Raw genomic sequence first — 16,766 nt, 5'->3', positions numbered from 1 at the left:
TGCAACGCGTTGGCCATCATGTTGCAGTGCGCGGCCCATTAATAAAAGAAGCACGCGGGCGCGAGCTGGTGTGGTTGGACAAAAGCACGGGTGCGTCTGCAAGGCCCGCTGCAGGTGCGGCAGTTGCTGCCCATTGTCGGCGCGGGGTGACTTGCATCTCGCGAATGAGCTTGTAGCCGTATAAAACCTTGCCGAGCTTCTTTGCCAAGAGGGCGTTGCGATCGGTGTGGGCCAGGCGCATTGCGCTTCAGCCTTCGAGCGCCTTGCCTTCGTTGAGCGACTGGCCCACCCGGCGCCAGTCGCTGCCGGAGAGTCCATAGCGTGCAGGCATCGGGGACGTGCAGTGCCCAGTCGCGCCGGCAAAAGCGCGGGAAGCTCAATGGTCTAGCACCTGGTTGCCCGCACTGCTCATCCGAGAGGTTGTACCAGCCCCTGCAGGAACGCCATGCGCATCAGCACCTTGGTGGGTACGGCGGGCAGTCTTCTTGCTTCGGTCTGCGCGGGGTCAAGCCGAATCCACGGCCACCGCCATCGCCGAGAAGTCGATCAGCGCGTCCATTGCCTTGAGGGTCTGAAGGTAGCCTTCAAGCCTGGCCTTGCGATGGCGCTGCAGGAACAAGTCGTCGGGAACCTCTTCGGGAAATATGCTCGAAGGCTATAGTGCGCGGCGTGATCATCTCGGCATCTTGCCGCAGCCTCGCACGGTCAAACGATCAAGGGGCGGCTTCTAGAAACCACCCCGATGGATCCTATGCAGGACGAGGACCTGCCTTGGCGGCTGAACGCTGCCTAACTGCCTTGCATGGTCGGCCGCGGAAGCGGCGGCATTTCGGCGCCGAGATCGCGCCAAACCCACGCTGAGGTCGTGCCCAATGGATCGGTGTGATCGAGGGTGGGGTTGACTGCCGACTGATCCACGTCAAGGCTGCGCCAGAGGTACAAGGCAAGCGGTGACTGCTCAATATCAGTCAGCGCGGCGGCGGGCAGTAGCACTTCGAGAGGCATGTCGTATCGAAGCACCTTTATGAAGTGCCGGTTCTCACGGGCAAGGGTGTCCAACAGCAGGCACTCGAAAGTGTCTTGCACCGGCAGCCATTGCCGGTTCACGGGCATCAGTGACAGCTCCGAGATTGTTGGCACGCCGAGGGTGCTGACCCCGAAGGTCGCGATGATCACCATGTGCAGGTCCGGCGCCGAGCCCCACATCGAAAGCTCCGGCTCAAAGCGTCGGCACAGCCGTCGGTAGAGCCGTTCGTCGAGAGCAAAGGCGAGGTCCGGCAGATGCTTCACCGTGGCCCTGGCGCCGAAGCGTGTCGGCACGATCTCCTTGAGCTCCGCGATCAACAGCATCAGGTGTTGTGCCCTGCCTTGCGCAGCTGAAATGCGGGCACACCGCGCAATGCGGCGTGCGTTGATCTCATCGCGCCGCGGGACACAAAACACCTCCGGCACGTAGAGCCGACCAAGAAGCTCAGCGTGGCGAGCAAATTTACCTTCTGCAGCCCGCAGCAGATGGCGCCGAACGGTGGCCCATGAGCGCTTGCCTTCGAAACCGGGATGCCAGTGCGTGAGCTCGGCCTGGTCCCACAGGTAGTGCAGCAGGGAGCGCATCGACAGCCTAGCGTCGCGGCTCACCGAGCCGCCGTTGACTCGGCAGGGGGCCGAGGTTGCCGGACGCCTGTCGAGCTTGGACAACGAGAAGTCGAGCTTCAGTGTGATGTTGCCGGTGCTCAGGTCTTCGGTAATCGCAGAACCCAGCGTTTGGTTCAACTCGTAGAACTCCGCTGGGAGTTCGTACGACGGGCAGTTGGGCGCATGGCGGCTGCCCGTGCCCGGCATGCGCTTGACGATGTGGCCATTGGCCACCCGGGCGACGTACATCTCGACGCCTTCCGCGAAGCACATGCAGCGAGGTCGCAGGCGGGCTGCGTACGCCTCGGCAATGGCCGCCACCAGGCCGGGTGATCCGATTTCAAACCGTCGCCCGCCGACCTCGTAGGCCGCAGTCAGCGCCTCCATGTCTCCGGCGGAAGTTTTCACTGGCGTGGTCTCACCGTGCAGGCGCCGGTGCGGCGCGCTCGCGCGAGCGCTGCAACTCGGGTGTTGGCACGACAGGCGTTCGCTGCGAAGGCGCCGACTTGTCATAGACCTTGACCTTGGGCGCCTCCCCGTTGCGAATTCGCTGGGCCAGCTTTTCGGTCGCAGCCGCCATCACGGCTGCACGCTGCTTCTCAGGCACATTCTTGGCGACCAGCACCGCTTCGACGGCAGCCAGTACGGCCTTGCGGCCGCCACTGCCCCTTGCGGAGGGCTTCTCGGCGGAGGCCGCTGCGGCGCCGCTGCTGGCCTCTCGGGCGGGCTCGATGCGATTGACCAGGCGCGCCTCGCGCTCGCGCTTGAGCACCTCCAGGTCACCCGGGTTCGGCTCGTAGCCCAGGGCCTTCACGCCACGCACCGACGCTTCCAGCCAGACCAGTCGCTTGAAGTCTTCGTTGCCCGAGACGCGCAGCGCCTTCCAGTTGCGGGCCTCGGCCACATCGACCATCGAGCGCGCAACCGACGGACTGTTGGTCTCCGTGGCCAGCCGGAACGGTGATTCGGTGAACGCCACGCGGGAGCTGTCGCCGCGGAAGCGGTATTCGGTGCGGCCGATGGACACATCGCCGACGCTCACCGGGGCGCGCTTGATGACGTAGCGCTCCATCAGCGCGGCTTCGAGGCGGGCGACGAGCACAGCGCGTTCGGCTTGGCCTTCCATCCTTGCGGTCGTCTTGACGGTGCCCCGCTCAGGTTTTGGTTGGACCCTGGCGGCGCCGGGCATGGGGGCCGCGTTTGCAGCGCCGGGCACCTCATCTCGCGCCGGCAATGGGTCCAGGGGGCGCTCGGGCTGCGCCGGGTGCTGCTGACCGCGCCGCCACCCACCATCGACTTTCTGGATCGCCGTTCGCTTGCCGTCCTCAGCCACCGCGACGAAACGGGTGATGCCCAGTTGATCGGCCTTGGCCACCATCTCCGGGAGGCTGTTCGCCCGGTAGGTGACCTCCGCGAAGGGGTCGCGCAGTTCGAAGCGCTCCGCAGGCTTGCTGTTCGACGCCTGGGTGCGGGAGATGGCCGCGGACGCGCGGCTGGCAGGTTCGACAGTGCCGCCCTGGGCCGGAGTGTCCGAGCCGACTGATGAGTTGTCTGCATCCATGGCGACCTCGCAATCGTAGGTTGGATGGAGGATCAGGGCTGGGCGACAGCGGTCGCGCTCAGTGCGACCGGCAGTGCGCTGTACAGCTCGATCTCGACGCGGCGGTTCAGGGCACGGCCGCCGGCGCTGGCGTTGTCGGCCACGGGGTCACCGGTCGGCTGGTAGGTGGTACGAATTCGCCCGGGTTCCACTCCGGCGGCCACCAGGTAGTCGCGGACTGCGGCCGCCCTGTCCCTGGCGATGCGGCTCTCGGCCGGCGCATCGCTGGTGCCGTCCGTGCGCCCACGCAGCAGCACCAGTGGCGATGCCTTGGCCTCCTCGACCAGGGCTGACGTGACATCGGCCGGAATGGCAACGCGCGTGCTGCCGAACTCGAATCGAACGGTGAAGATGGTGTTTGCCTGGCGCTGCTGACCCGACGACGCCTGCATGGCGGCAAGGATCTGCTGACGCGCCGCCATGTTCGCCAGCGTGGCGGCAGTTGTCTCCGCCAAGCGTCCGGACTCGGTGGCCATCAGACGAGTGTTCTGCAGGTCGTTCTTGCAGACCTGCAGCTCGACGGTCGTCTTCGCGTTGACCGGCCGCTTCTGCGATTCGTCCACCGTCGGCGGCTGCGGCGGCGAACTGCAGGATGCCAACAGCAGCAGCCAGGGAACGAAGGGCGTGAGGGTGATGCTTGTTCGCATGACGGTGCTCCCGGCTCAAATGATGTCTGCGCGCTCGAAGATGCATGGGTCGTCGATGAGCACGCCGTCTTCGTCTGCAGCGGCCTCGATCAAGCCACCGCTTGCGGCCTGGCCCGCCCTGGGGCCGACGACGAAGTCCAGCACGGCCTCGGCCACTTCGCCTGGCTGCCCGTCGGGCAGCTCAGGCAAACGGCTCATGTCGCAGACGAGTTGCTCGACGTCCAGGCTCTCACCGGACGCCAGTTCGTCGTCGGCGTAGCGCCAACGCTCCTGCACGCGTGCGAGGTGCAGGTCCATGTTCATGCGCGGCACGCCCGGCGGGGACAGCAAGCGTGAGGTGAAGGCGTTGTCGCGGTGGTAGCGAATCTTCTCGGCGAGGATCGGCTTGCAGTTCTCAAAGATCACCACCAGCCGTTCGCTGCCCAGCTCCTTGAATTCTTGTGGCAGCAACAAGGCTCGGCGCTGCTCGCTTTCGTTGCGGCTCACGCTGCTGTGCCCATGGCCGCCGATGGACCGGCTGCGCCCGCGTGAGGTGGCGCGCTCGGTGAACTGTCCCAGCATGGCGCTGTATTCGTCGGCATCGCGCTGTTCGCGCGGCGCGAAGAGGATCTGCAAGCCGTGGTTGGTGGCGAAGGTGCGGGCTTCCTTGTCGCCATAGACGGCGTCCAGCTGGGACATGGCCTGCACCACGGTCAGCAGCCGCAGGTTGTAGCCGGCAAGGAAGGCCGCTGAGCTGGTGATGACGCCAACGCGGCCCATGGCTGTGAACTCGTCATTGACCAGAAGGCACTGCACTGTCAGCGTCGGGTCCTGCTCGGGCAGGTGCTGGGTGTTCAGGTTGACGAGCTGCGAGAAAAACAGGTTCAGCAGCGGCCGGGCGTTGGCCAGCCGGTTCGGCGGGATGCGCACATAGACCGACATGCGACGACGGCGCACGTCCTGGAGCCGGAAGTCGTCGGCGCTCGTGGCCGCATCCACCACGGCATCCGCAAAGATGGTCAGCGGCGCGTTGAAGGTGGCCACCACGCTGGACAGCGTGTTCTCGGAGTTTGACAACAGGCGCTGCAGGGCGTCCGCACACTCGTCGGAGAAGGGGGCGCCTTCGTTCCTACGTGCTGTGAGCAGGCCGCTCAAATGATCCTTGAGCGAGCGGCCCTTGCCTGAGGATTGGCGCAGCATCTCGCCGATGGTGCGTGGCAGTGCGGGCGTCTCCAAGAGCACAAGGCCCAGGCCCAGGAACAGGTTGCGTGCCTGGTCGTTGAAGAAGGCTTCCGATGAAGTGCCGCCGCCATCGTTGGGGAAGAAGACCTGGCCAATGGTGAGCATGTCCCCCACGCGGTGCAGCAGGCTGGAGCGCACGGCGGTCAGCGGGTTCCAGCGGTGGCTGCGCGCGTCCTCGTCGAAGGGCGAGAAGGCAAAGACAGCCTGGCCATGCGTGGCGCGGTAGCCCGCTGTGATGTCGTAGTTCTCGCCCTTGATGTCCAGCACCACGACCGAGTCGGGCCAGTTCAGCAGGTTGGGGATCACGACACCCACGCCCTTGCCGCTGCGAGTGGGGGCAGACAACATCACCGACAGCTGGCCGGGCAGCGACAGGAATTTGCCGCGGTGCCGGCCGATGAGGATGCCGGGCTGACCGTCGCTGTCGCTGCGGGTCAATCCAGCGCGGTCTACCTCGGCGGGGCTGGCGAAGCGGGCATCGCCATGCAGCGCGCGACGCGGCCGTGCTGCGGCGACAAGGCCCGCAGGCAGCAGGATCAGCAGGCCGAACCCCGAGGCGCCAATTGAGAGCTGCAGCTTCTTGCGGAGTTGAGCATCGTCCGCATACAGGGCCCAGTAGTGCACGATGCTGGCGAAGTGCGCCTGACGCGGGTTGGCCTTGTTCAGCACCAGGAACAGGGCCCCTGCCACGTAGAACGCCGCACAGGCCAACACGACGTAGCCCATGACTGCAAAGCCGCAGGCAGCGACCTTGCGTCCCTTCGACCATGCAGAAAACGGCAAGGCAGTGACGCTGCTCATGCTGGTGCCACCTGTGCATCCCCTCGGCTGAGCCGCTGGCCGCGGGGCTCATAGAGGATCTCGGAGATGAAGCGGCCGCGCTCGTCGCGATCGAACTGCACGACCACGTCGACCACGACGTTCAGCAGCCACTTGATCTCATTCAAGCGCAGTCCGCCGCCAGCGCCGGTCTCGCGGATCATCAGTGACATCTGCTCAAAGGCCAGCGCGCAGCTGCCGGCATGCACGCTGGTGATGCTGCCTGGGTGGCCAGAGGCTGCGAGGCGCACGAAGTGGAAGCACTCGTCGCCGCGTACCTCGGCCAGGAAGATGCGGTCCGGCTTCATGCGCAGGCAGGCCTCCAGCAGCGACTTGGCCGTCACGCGGGCCGTTCCCTGTGCGTCCTTGCTGTAGAAGAGGTGCACCACGTTCGGGTGGTTGGGCAGCGTCAGCTCGGCGGTGTCCTGGATCGTGATCAGCCGCTCATGCCTGGGTACTTCCTCGACCAGGCCCTTCATGAAGGTGGTCTTGCCCGAGCCGGTCTTGCCGCTGACGACGATCGTCTGGTGGGTACGCACCGCCAGCCGCAGGAATTCGGCGCAGCGGCCGGCGTCTTTCAGCGCCACCAGTTCGCGCTCGAAAGGCTGCAGTTCGGCGTTCGCCGTGCGCGCCACTGTGGCTGTGCGCTCGAACAGGCCTTCGCGCTCGAAGTCGTCCAGCCGCTTGATCAGTTGCGACGGCTTGCGCACCGTGACCGACACCGTGCCGCGCGGCACCGCCGGCGGGATCACAAACTGGATGCGTTCGCCGCTGGGCAGCGTGGCCGACAGCAGCGGCCGCTCCTGGTTGACCTGCTGGTCGCAGAAGGTGGCCACGGCTGTGGCCAGCGACAGGCAGCGCTCCTGCGTCATCTCCGGCGCAGGCACGGTCTGCCAACCACGCACCGTCTCGACCATCAGCTCGCCCGGCCGGTTGATGCAGACTTCCAGCACGCCGGGTGCATCGAGCTGATCGCGCAACGGGCGCAGGAACTCGACCACCGAGGTCGCGTCACCGCACCAGCCTTCGCCCAGGGTGTCGTGCTCACAGGTGTGCGGGTTCATGGCGCCACCTCGCGTGCCAGCTCGCTGGCGGTGGGCCTCAGCGCGTACACCGACGAGAAGTCCACGTCCCGAGCGACGTAGATGCCAACGATGCCGCCTTGATTCTGGTAGATCAGCGGCGGGATGTTGATGGTGCTGTCCAGCACCTTCTCGGCCAGCTTGTTGGTGTTGGCCGTGGTGGACGGCAGCACGACGGTGTTGGCCTGGCCGCTGCTCTCACTTTCGTTGGCCTGGTTCTGGATGACCAGATTGACCGAGTCGTCGATCAAGGACAGCAGCATGGCCGCGCCGATGCGCTCGCCCCAGCGGTTGTCGACGTAGCCATCAATGCCGGACTCGCCCAGCTGACCTGTGCCGGGGGAGTCGATGTCGACCGTGACGCCCAGCGGCGTGCGGATGCGGGTCCACAGCACAGGAATGCGCACAGTGCCGGGTTTCACGGATGCGACGCGGTACTCGCCATCCATGTGCGAGCCACGTTCGATCAACAGCACGCGCCCGTCGTCGCTGAAGACGTTGCGCTGCACCTGGCAGCCGACCAGGCCGGATGCGGCGCTGATCACCTTGGTCTTGAGCGCACAGGTGAAGGCGGTGCCCTTGGGCAGTGTGAGGCTGCGGTTGCCGAGCGTCGAGGCGGCCACTCTGGGCGTTGCGGAGCCTTGCAGCTGGCCGCCGAACAGGCCAGCCCCGGCATTGGCGCCACCAACGGGTGACGTGCCAGCCATTGGCCGCCCGCCGAGAAGGGCTCCTGATGGCGTCTGGCCGGTGGCCTGTCCGGCGGCCAGTGCTGCGGACTTGGTCATGTTGTCGAGCAGGCCCTGGAGCTGGCGCTGGTAGCCCTGCAAGTTGCGCGAGGTTGCTGCCATTGGATCGATCGGGCCAGCAGCATCGGGCGAAGTCGCGCCGTCTTGAGCAGGAGGCGCGGCTGCGTCCGCCTTTCGGGTGAGTGCGCCCGGGCGGGATGTGACCAGCAGGACAGGGGCGTCCTGTGGCGACGCCATCTTCGGACCGCCTGACGCGGCGTCACCGGATCCTGTCCGCCGGACGCCGATGGGCTCGGCGAGTTCTTCGGCCGTCGGGGTCAGGGCAGGGATGCGCGACGCCGTGGCCGGCGGCGCGCTCGCCGCTGGTGCAGCAGACATGTCAAGCTGGCGTGGCTCGACGGTGGCCGCCGTTGGCTTGTTCTTCACCAGCGCTGCCGCTGCGTCGTCAGCCTTCTTGCCGCTGGCCGTGAAGCGCTGGATCGTCAAGCTTGCGACGGCGACAAGTGAGCCCATCAGCAGCGCGACGGCCAGCAAGCCCTTCTTCGACATCGACACGCGCGGCCTGGCGGCGACGTTGGGAATGCCGGCCTCGCCGGGCAGTGGTGAGATCGTGTGGCCGTCAGCTTCGGCATCCGCACTGGCATCGGCGCCGAGTTCAGGATCGCCGTTGTCGCTCGGGTTGGCGTCGCGCTTCATGGCGTCACTCCTCTGTGCTGGTGGCCGCAGCGGCGTGGCCACCGGTGTCGTCCTTGAGCACGCGCTGCACGCCTGGCACGGTGGTGCCATCAGCTGGCGGTCTGCCATCCAGGTCGAAGGCCTCGTTCCAGAGGCCGACGACAGCCGCGCCCGCGCGCAGCATCAGCCGCCGGCTGACGCGGTCCAGCACGAGCAGGTCGTCTTCCATGCGTGCGTTGACCAGCGTCTCGCTGCCATCGCCCAGGACATGGAACACGGCCGGGACCTCGCGATTGCCTGGAAAGCGCAGGTAGGTGAAACGGCCATCGTCGAAGACCAGCGTCGGCACGATGTCCTGCGAGCCGTCGCCTTCGGCAACCGAATATCGGGTGTTCATCACCTGCGGCTTGGCCTGCAGCCGTTCGGCGACGACTTGTTCAGGCGGCAATGGCGGCGGCACGGCTGGCAGTGCGATCAGGGGCGCCGTCTCGCGCTGCGTGAGCCGAGCAACAGGCATCACCTGGGCCGGCGCCCTGACCACCAGCCGGTACACCGGCGGCTTGGGGTCGCCATCGGCCAGCACGACAAAGCGGAAGGCATGCGTTCTACGGTCGGTGACAACGGCCAGGTTGTTCGCCGCGCTGGCCGAACTCTTGGCCTTGACGAAGATGTTCCGGCCGCCGGCTTGCGCAGCAACGCACCATGCGGCTTCGGCCTTTGCACAGTCGCCGCCGAGGCCTGCCGCTACTTCGGTAATCGACTCGTTGGCGTCGAGAACGACCAGGGTGACGACGCCACGCTTGACCGGCACTGTCACCACCGCGGCGGGGTCGTAGATCACTTCGCGCAGGCGCGGGTCTGCGGGCTCTGGAGCGGCCAGGGCCGGGCCGCACATGGCCAGTCCAGTGATCACTGTCAGCCAGGTGCAGGCTTTCATGGCTTGCTCTCCGCTGCGGTCGTGTTGATCTCGGGATCGGACCGATACGCGGTGACGACGAAGCCAAACGGGTTCTCGATTCGGTCGCGCTCCTTGGCCAACACCCTGGGCTGGTATTGGAAGTTGACGCTGGCCACGTGCCGCGTGGTGACCTCAGGCAGCTTGCGCTCCGTCAGGCGCACGACCTTGTCGTAGGTGACGGTCGCCTGGCCCTTGCTGCCGCTTCGAGCGGAGGCGGTCAGGCGCACGCCGATGACGTTGATGCGCCAATCCTCGGCCGGGCCAATCCTCTTCTGCAGCGCTCCGTCGCCCTCGAACTGACGGTTGTAGTCGGCGAACACGGCTGGCACCGCCATTCGGGCCACTTGGTCGAAGTCGCGCTGCAGGAAGGTCCAGCTGTAGCCTTCCCTGGCGCGCACGAACGTGGCGAGGTTGTGCTTGTCGAGCGCCTCCATCGGCGGGATGGTCTCGACGTCCAGCCGCTGCTGGACCGTGGCCTCGCCGGTGACACGGTCGACGACGATGGGGATCTCGACCACGCGGCGGAGTGGGCCCTGGACGAAGACGGCTGCGATGCCGATGAAGCCCAGCGTGAGGCCGGCGATGGCCACCCGCCAGGCCCGGCGCTCGGAGCGTTCGAGCATCACCGCACGGTCGATCTCCCACGCCCGGTTGGCGTCGATCACAGCCTGCTCGGCGGTGGCCTCGGCACCGTCGTGCGCTGTGCTGCGGGAGCGATCAGGCAATGCAGCGGCGATTCCTGGCGTCAGGACAGCACTCATGGTGGGACCTCAGTTGGACTGCGCGCGGGCCTTGGGGGCAGGGCGCAGTGGTTCAGGGATCAGGCATCAGGGCAGGTAGTCGGACACCTTCCCGGTTCGGACGAGCATCTGGTACTGGCGTTCGCGCTCTCGCGACCTTGCGATGCGCTCCTCGCTGTCGGCCATGCCCTGCACCATCTGCAGCTGGGACATCTCGTGGGCGAGAAGGGCGTTTTCTGCGCCGACACGGGCCTGGATCTCCTGCACGGCCTTCTGATCCGTGGTTGCGTTGATCTGGCCCATCAGCGACTGGATCTGCGACAGGCGCCCTGCGGCCGACTTCATCGCGTCTTGCAGCATGCCCTTGTACTGATACGGCTGGGCCAGTGACGCCTGGCAGCTGGTCCGGGCGTCGCTGCTCAGGTCTGTGCAGTTGTAGACCATGCCATCGTCGCGCAGCGCCTTGGCCGTGGCGCTCAGGCCGGCATAGCCCGACGAGTTGATGGCGTTGACGTAGGTATAGGCCTCGGCCGGCACGTAGTTCTGCAGCATCGGGTTGTTGAAGACGTTGCCGAGATTGCGCATGCCGTTGATGCTGTCGAGCTGCCCCTGCAACTGGGTGATCTGCTGCACCTGGTTGTTGATTTCGGTGATGTCGTTGAGGACCTGCTGGACCGTCTGCATCAGGTTTGCGGCATCGATGACCGGGATGCCCTGGGCGCGGGCATGGCTTGCGCCGAACGTGCTCGCGATGACGCAGGCGGCAGCAGCGACTTTGAGACGTGTGTGCATGACAAGGCTCCTGTGCAGGTTGACGATCAAGCTCGGCCGCGCAACGCGGCGAGCTTGTAGGCAGCGGTACGAACCACGCTGTAGCCCTGGCGAACCGCGATGCCCGCTGCGCGACCGGTGGTCGCGGCAGCGGCATTCGTGGCCTGGCCGGCCATATGGGGTAGGCCAGCTCCGGCGCGAACCACACCGCCGGCCGCACCAGCACCACCTGCAATGCTTGCAGAAGCGGCGGAGCGCAGGCCCGAGACCATCAGGGCGTTCTGGATCATCTGCATGCCCTGCTGGACTGCTGCGCCGCCTGTCAGTGCGGAGGCGAGGCTGGGCGCCTGGAAGCAGATGATGGCCATGAGGATCATCAGCACGCAGTAGCGCGTGGCCTCGCCCAGGACGTTGAACGTGGCTCCCAGGAATCCCCCGCCGTCAATGATCGCCTTGAACATGGCAGCTCCCATGTACGTGCTCAGGCCGAGGGCAAAGAAGGCGAACCAGGTGAGCACCACAGAGTTGAGGACCATCGACAACCAGCTGTCGAAGAATCGTGCGGTGGGCCGCCAAGCAAGGCAGAGAATGAACAGAGGCCCGACCGCAATCACGAACGTCAGGAACAGCTTGGCCAACGTCACCACGAAGAGCCCAATGCAGAGGAAGCAGACCGAGCCGATGGAAAAGATCGCGGCGGCCAGAACCAGGTCCAGGCGGAACATACCGGCCTCTTTCATGATGTCTGCTACCTGAGCGCTGGCATCGTCGTTGAACTTGTCGAGCAGTGCATAGGGCGTGGAGACAGTCGCCGGATCGACGCCGGACGGAACGAAGGTCGATGCAACCCCCATTGCCAAGGCATTGGCGCTGTCCGACACGTTCGAGATGTAGAAGCCGGACTGGAGCGCGAAGGCGAGGACCAAGCCAATCTTGAAGACCTTCCACATGAAGGTGGGCAAGGTCTCGGAGACCTCGTTTCGCAGTACGGCCCAGCCGTACAAGGCCACCCATAACGTCATCGCTGTCAGCGCGACCGGTGCGATGGCAGTCATGAGGGTCGAGACCACGCTGAGCACGTAGGTGCTGAGGATGGCGTCGAACTTGGCACCGACCCAGGCAAACATGGCATTGATCTCCTACTGAACGGCGTCAAACGGAAGGTTGGCGGGTGGCCGCGCAAACATGTTCACGCACTTGCTACCCAAGTCAGGGAATTGGCATTGAAGCCAGTTGTTGCCGAACTTGACCACCCAAAGGCGGGAGTGCCTCGTCGTTCCGAACGTGGACTTGCGGCAGGTGCCCGGCCGGGCATAGGCCTCGGTGCACTCCACAAGTCCATCGTTGGTCTCGACCATGTGCCAGGGTCCTGCGTTGCATCCCGCGTCGGCGTTGCAGCGCTTCGTGCTTCGGATCGGACCAGTTGACGGAAGGGGGGCGGTTTCAGCGCGCTTACTCCCATCAGGCATCAACTTGACAGCCTCGTTGCCCTTTACGAACTGGGCGCTGGCCGTTGTGGCGGCAAGTGCGATTGCGATCACTGCGGCGAGATGACGAACAGCGTTCATGCGGCTCTCCTGGAGGTTCGAAACTTGCGATCGTGAACCTCGGCGAGCAGGACGGGAAGCCATTGAAACGGATCGTTGCCGTGTCGTCCGCGCACCGCATCGAGCAGGGCCACGTTGTCGGTGGTGGCCGAGAGCACAGTGATGAAATCCTCCAGCCCCGCGAGGTCCAACTCGCAGATCGCATTGGCATGGCCCTGCTTGACGAGGAAGCGCCGGCCGCCTTGTGCGCCGAGGCTGCGCACGATGTCGAACTCGGCCTGCGTCAGGCCGAAACCGTCGATGTATTCCTCGCGCACCGCTTCCGGATTGGCGAGGAAGATCTTGGTCACGCTCTGCTCGATCATCGTGCGGCCGATGGGGTGGCGCAGCACGTCGGACGGACTCTGTGTGTCGAAGATGCCCAGGCCGTTCTGCTTGCGGATCGTCTTCTGCTTTTGCTTGGCGAAGTCGCTGAAAATCTCGTGGTCGAGCGCCTTCCAGAACTCGGAGATCACGTAGATCAGGCGTTCACCGTTTACGAGCTCTTCCATGACCTGCAGCAGGTACATCATCACCGGCGTGCGAACTTCGGGCAGGTCCAGGAACTCTGTCGTGTCGAAGCCGATGACCGATGCTTCGTCGAGGTCGAGCAGCTGATCGTCTGCCAGGTCGAACACCCACCCCAGCGCGCCTCCCTGGCACCAGCGGCCGAGCCGCTCGAACAGACTGTTCTCGCCCGCCTTCGGCAAGTTCTGGCGCACGGTCGAGAAGCGGCGCAGTGGCGCCGGCATCATTGCCACGGCCTTGACGGCATCGGCGATGGCCCGTTCGTCGGCCGGCAGCAGCGGCATGCTCGGCGTGGCGATGCAGGTGCGGATCAACTGTTCCCAGAACTGGATGCGCGCCGGTGTCGGCTCGCGTTGCAATGGGTTGCAGCCGGTGGGCTTGCCGGCTTCGAGTGTGAAGTAGCGTCCGCCCAGGGCCCGGATCGCGATCTCGCAGCCACGGTCCAGGTCGAACAGCACGAGCCGCGGCGCCGGGTTCCATTTGCGCGTGAGCGTCAGCAGGAACATCTCCAGCGTCGTCTTGCCCACACCGGTGGAGCCGATGATCAGCGTGTTGCCGGGCAGCTTCTTGTCTGCCGAGTCCTCGCCTTCGGGGCTGCTGTGCAGGTTCAGGTAGAACGGTTGGCCTGAGGGCGTGCGCAACAGGGCCAGCGCCTCGCCCCACGGGTTGCCCTCGCGCTTGCCCCGCGCGAAGTTATGGGCACTGGCGAGTGCCGCAAAGGCGCGCGAGGACAGCTTGGCATCCCTGGGCCGCCACTGCCAGTTGCCTGGCATCTGGGCGAACCAGGCGGCGTCCGCCACCAGGTCCACTGGCGACATCTGCAAGCTGGAGGCTTCACCGATTGCGCCGATGGCTTGCGAAGCCCGGCGGCCGGCATCGGCCACGCTCTCCCCGAACACGACCAGGCTGTAGTGGTACTCGCCCATGCAGAACTGGCCGTCGCCGAGTTCGTTCAGCGCCACGTCCATCTCAGCCACCTGGCTGGCCACGACGTCGTCACTGGCGATGAGCTGGTCGCGCTGCAGTTCGAGCGAGCGCATCGCCTCGCGGCGCGGCAGGATCGAGAAGCTTTGCGTCTCGATGAATTCGCTGGCCTCGTAGAGCAGCGCGTTGAGGATGCCTGGCTCAACCGCGTCGGCGTACTCCTTGATGTCCACCAAGGCCGCATAGCGCCTCTGATTTCCCTGGCGCAGTTCCAGCTTGTCGCCGCCAAAGGACAGGCGGGCGGTCGGCAGCATGCGATAGAGCGGCCCCGCCGTCATCGGAATCGGGCGCCAGCGCCCGTTGACCAGGTAGCCGAGGAATTCGGCCAGTTCGGAGTAGGTCCGCCCGCGGTGCTCGCGCTTGCCGAGCAACTGAGGGCCAAAGCCACGCAGCACCCGGCCCACCAACGCGCTGCGCTCCTCCATGATCCGCGTGGCCTCGCTTTGCGCTTCGGCGATGGCGGCACGCGTGCGCTGCGTCGACTGCAGGGCGCGGCTCACGCGCGACACATTGGGCCGGTACACCAGCGTCAGGTAGAGCTCATTGCTCATCATCCGCTGCTCGCCGAGCTTGGCCTGATAGGCGATGGACAGGTCCCGGGCGAAGCCGGGCTGCGCCGGATCTTGCAGACTGTCGCTGGCGACCCGGTGCAGGCGGTGCGTCCACAGCGCCCACTGGCCACCGGCCAGGTTGCGCAGCAGGCTGCACAAGGCCTCGTGCCGCTCGCTGATCTGGTGCTCATCGGCGCACTCGAAGGCCACGCCATCCAGGCGCCACACGCGCAGGTAGTCGCCGCCACGCGTGATCACGTCATGCGGGCTGAGCAGCGACGAAAACGGGATGAAGCGGGCCAGCGGGTTCTCGGTGCGGGCCTGCGCCCAGTACCGAGGCCGCGAAGCCACGCGAGCATCGCGGCCCGGCCGCGCGTCGGCGGCATTGCCTTTAGAAATGCCAAGCATCACGGTTGCTCCGATAGATGGTGGGTGCGTAGCTGCGCGCGTGCCACAAGCGGCGGTTGCGGTCATGCAGGCGCAGCTTCATGGCGACAAACATCTGCCGAAAGCGCTGGTCATCCTTGCCGGTCACGAAGCGCATCCACAGCAGCGCAGGCACAAACGCGAACACCACGCCGAGGGCAATCCACCAGCTCACCAGGATGCCGCCCCAGATGACCAACAGCATTCCCGAGCCAAACAGCACCACCAGTGGCACCAGCGGGATGCCCAGCTTCATTGCCGGGCGCGTGGCGCCCTTGTAAATGGCTTCGACTTGCATGGTCCGCCCCGTCGTCGCTCAGCTGACGATGTAGCTGGCGAAGGCCGCCGCGCCGCCGACGAAGGTGCCGCCGATCAGCACGTTGGACACGTCGGCCAGGCGGGCCCCCTGAAAGATCATCTTGAAGCCGGCCCAGATGATGGCAATGGTCACCACCGCGATCGAGATCGTCACCAGGATCGCGTTGACGTTCATCACTGTGGTGTTGATCTTGTCGAAGCCGTCGGCCAAGGCCAGCTGCGAGGCTGTTTGCGACAGCAGGGCGGCCAGCACCGGTGCAGCGCGGCGGCTCAATGCGAGGGGTTTCATGTCTTCTCCTTGGGTTGGGTGGTTGAAGCGGGACGTGAGGCGGTGACCGCGGCTGTCACGACCCTGCGCACGTAGCCGTGGTGAAAGCCGATGACGAAGTTGCCGCTGTAGTAGCAGGACAAGGCCTGTCGCAAGGCCGCTTGGTCGACCGGCGTTGCCGCGGACGGTGTGCGCGCGCGGTCGAAGCACTCGACCAGCACGGACTGCATGGTCGCCAGGTTCCTGCAGGGCTCGAAGGCCGATTCGACCGTCAGGCCCAGACGCTCGAAGTTGCCGATGTTGATCTGGCCGAGACCGACACTGAAACGCCAGCCTGCCGCTTGAAGCGCGCGAGCCGTGGCCAGGGCTTCTGCGCGGTGCCGAGGCTGGCGCACCAGCGCACCACCGACGACGCCGATCGCCCAGGGATTGAAGGCGCTTTCGACGCTGACCAGTGCCCGCGCGGTGTCGGCGTGCACCTGCGGTGCACAGGTCATTGCCAGCGCGAGGAAGGTGGACGCATCCATGGCTGAGGCCTCAGTTGCCTGGTTCGACTGGTGGCGGCGGCAGCGAGGAAAGCCATGCTGCATAGTCGTCGTCGAACCGTGTGTCCCAGGTGCCGAGCTGTGTTTTCGCAGCCGGGCTGAATTCGGTCACGGTGTCGCCGCTCATGCTCCACCACGTGCGGGTGAAGGGCTCGCCATTGATCGAGACGGACACCGCGCCGGTGTAGTCGCAGGTGTAGACAGGGCCGATGTCGCTTTCGAAGACCCGCGTGTACTGCGGCGGGCAGTAGCTCGGCGCGCTGGCCCAGGCGTTGTTGGCTGAATTCCCCCCACCGGCCATGCTGCAGGTCGGGAACGGCTTGCCACGGGCCAGGTCATGCAACACCTGCTTGATGGGCGTCACGCACTGCGGGATTGAGTGCCAGCTGGGCGCGGCGAAGCAGAGCAGCACGAGGCAGCCGTCGACCGCATGGGCCGGACCTGCTGCGAAGGCACCGGTGATGGCTGCGACGGTAGCCAGCACCGAGGCGGTCCAGCGTTGGCGCAACGGGAAGCTCGACGGCGAGGAAAGGCTGGCGGCCATTGCAGTGGTCATGTTCGCGGCTCCTTCAGAGGCTGCGAGGCCGCTTCGGGAAGCTCGGCGCCTTGCATTGAGTTCACTCTATGCGCCGAATCCGCGAGAACGACTGCTTCAAATGCGCGACTTTC

General features: G+C 65.8%; 17 protein-coding genes. All 17 read right to left on the bottom strand.

What is annotated here, in order from left to right:
• Positions 1-16: 16 nt before the first annotated feature.
• Positions 17-241, bottom strand: coding sequence for a hypothetical protein (locus tag FKP22_RS00205; protein ID WP_141284012.1), 225 nt, complete (start codon positions 239-241; stop codon positions 17-19).
• Between the two features lie 548 nt (positions 242-789).
• On the bottom strand, positions 790-2,019 hold the full coding sequence (locus tag FKP22_RS00200; RefSeq protein WP_141284055.1) for a DUF1173 family protein: 1,230 nt from the start codon (positions 2,017-2,019) through the stop codon (positions 790-792).
• A 31-nt stretch (positions 2,020-2,050) separates the two neighbouring features.
• Entirely contained in the window at positions 2,051-3,193 is a 1,143-nt protein-coding gene (locus FKP22_RS00195) for an LPD7 domain-containing protein (protein ID WP_141284010.1), read from the bottom strand.
• A gap of 32 nt (positions 3,194-3,225) precedes the next feature.
• A complete protein-coding gene (locus FKP22_RS00190; RefSeq protein ID WP_233446784.1) occupies positions 3,226-3,795 on the bottom strand; it encodes an OmpA family protein in 570 nt (189 codons plus the stop codon).
• Between the two features lie 99 nt (positions 3,796-3,894).
• Positions 3,895-5,901 carry a type IV secretory system conjugative DNA transfer family protein gene (locus FKP22_RS00185; RefSeq protein WP_141284006.1) on the bottom strand — a complete coding sequence of 669 codons (2,007 nt, stop codon included), beginning with the start codon at positions 5,899-5,901 and terminating at the stop codon, positions 3,895-3,897.
• Entirely contained in the window at positions 5,898-6,983 is a 1,086-nt protein-coding gene (virB11, locus tag FKP22_RS00180; RefSeq protein WP_141284003.1) for a P-type DNA transfer ATPase VirB11, read from the bottom strand. Before virB11 ends, FKP22_RS00185 begins: the two co-directional genes overlap by 4 nt.
• A complete protein-coding gene (gene virB10 / locus FKP22_RS00175) occupies positions 6,980-8,443 on the bottom strand; it encodes a type IV secretion system protein VirB10 (protein WP_141284001.1) in 1,464 nt (487 codons plus the stop codon). The genes virB11 and virB10 overlap by 4 nt, the downstream gene beginning before the upstream one ends.
• Positions 8,444-8,447: 4 nt before the next feature.
• Complete coding sequence (locus FKP22_RS00170; RefSeq protein ID WP_141283999.1) at positions 8,448-9,359, bottom strand: TrbG/VirB9 family P-type conjugative transfer protein; 912 nt, start codon at positions 9,357-9,359, stop codon at positions 8,448-8,450.
• Positions 9,356-10,141 (bottom strand): VirB8 family type IV secretion system protein, encoded by a 786-nt coding sequence (locus FKP22_RS00165; RefSeq protein WP_141283997.1) that lies wholly within the window; start codon positions 10,139-10,141, stop codon positions 9,356-9,358. Before FKP22_RS00165 ends, FKP22_RS00170 begins: the two co-directional genes overlap by 4 nt.
• 66 nt (positions 10,142-10,207) lie before the next feature.
• Positions 10,208-10,912 carry a TrbJ/VirB5 family protein gene (locus FKP22_RS00160; RefSeq protein WP_141283995.1) on the bottom strand — a complete coding sequence of 235 codons (705 nt, stop codon included), beginning with the start codon at positions 10,910-10,912 and terminating at the stop codon, positions 10,208-10,210.
• A 26-nt stretch (positions 10,913-10,938) separates the two neighbouring features.
• Positions 10,939-12,018 carry a TrbL/VirB6 family protein gene (locus FKP22_RS00155; RefSeq protein ID WP_141283993.1) on the bottom strand — a complete coding sequence of 360 codons (1,080 nt, stop codon included), beginning with the start codon at positions 12,016-12,018 and terminating at the stop codon, positions 10,939-10,941.
• A 12-nt stretch (positions 12,019-12,030) separates the two neighbouring features.
• A complete protein-coding gene (locus tag FKP22_RS00150) occupies positions 12,031-12,459 on the bottom strand; it encodes a hypothetical protein (protein WP_141283991.1) in 429 nt (142 codons plus the stop codon).
• Complete coding sequence (locus FKP22_RS00145) at positions 12,456-14,948, bottom strand: VirB4 family type IV secretion/conjugal transfer ATPase (RefSeq protein WP_141283989.1); 2,493 nt, start codon at positions 14,946-14,948, stop codon at positions 12,456-12,458. The genes FKP22_RS00150 and FKP22_RS00145 overlap by 4 nt, the downstream gene beginning before the upstream one ends.
• The gene (locus FKP22_RS00140) at positions 14,932-15,264 is read right to left on the bottom strand and encodes a VirB3 family type IV secretion system protein (protein ID WP_141283987.1); all 333 of its coding nucleotides are present in this window, start codon (positions 15,262-15,264) and stop codon (positions 14,932-14,934) included. The genes FKP22_RS00145 and FKP22_RS00140 overlap by 17 nt, the downstream gene beginning before the upstream one ends.
• A gap of 18 nt (positions 15,265-15,282) precedes the next feature.
• Positions 15,283-15,573, bottom strand: coding sequence for a TrbC/VirB2 family protein (locus FKP22_RS00135; protein WP_141283985.1), 291 nt, complete (start codon positions 15,571-15,573; stop codon positions 15,283-15,285).
• Positions 15,570-16,079, bottom strand: a complete 510-nt coding sequence (locus tag FKP22_RS00130; protein ID WP_141283983.1) for a lytic transglycosylase domain-containing protein — start codon at positions 16,077-16,079, stop codon at positions 15,570-15,572. The genes FKP22_RS00135 and FKP22_RS00130 overlap by 4 nt, the downstream gene beginning before the upstream one ends.
• 10 nt (positions 16,080-16,089) lie before the next feature.
• The gene (locus tag FKP22_RS00125) at positions 16,090-16,653 is read right to left on the bottom strand and encodes a hypothetical protein (protein WP_141283981.1); all 564 of its coding nucleotides are present in this window, start codon (positions 16,651-16,653) and stop codon (positions 16,090-16,092) included.
• Between the last annotated feature and the right edge of the window lie 113 nt (positions 16,654-16,766).

Source organism: Ideonella azotifigens (assembly GCF_006519715.1).
GTDB lineage: Bacteria > Pseudomonadota > Gammaproteobacteria > Burkholderiales > Burkholderiaceae_C > Ideonella > Ideonella azotifigens.
Note: the sequence above shows the minus strand (reverse complement) of the source record. Positions and strands in the feature narration are given on the sequence as shown.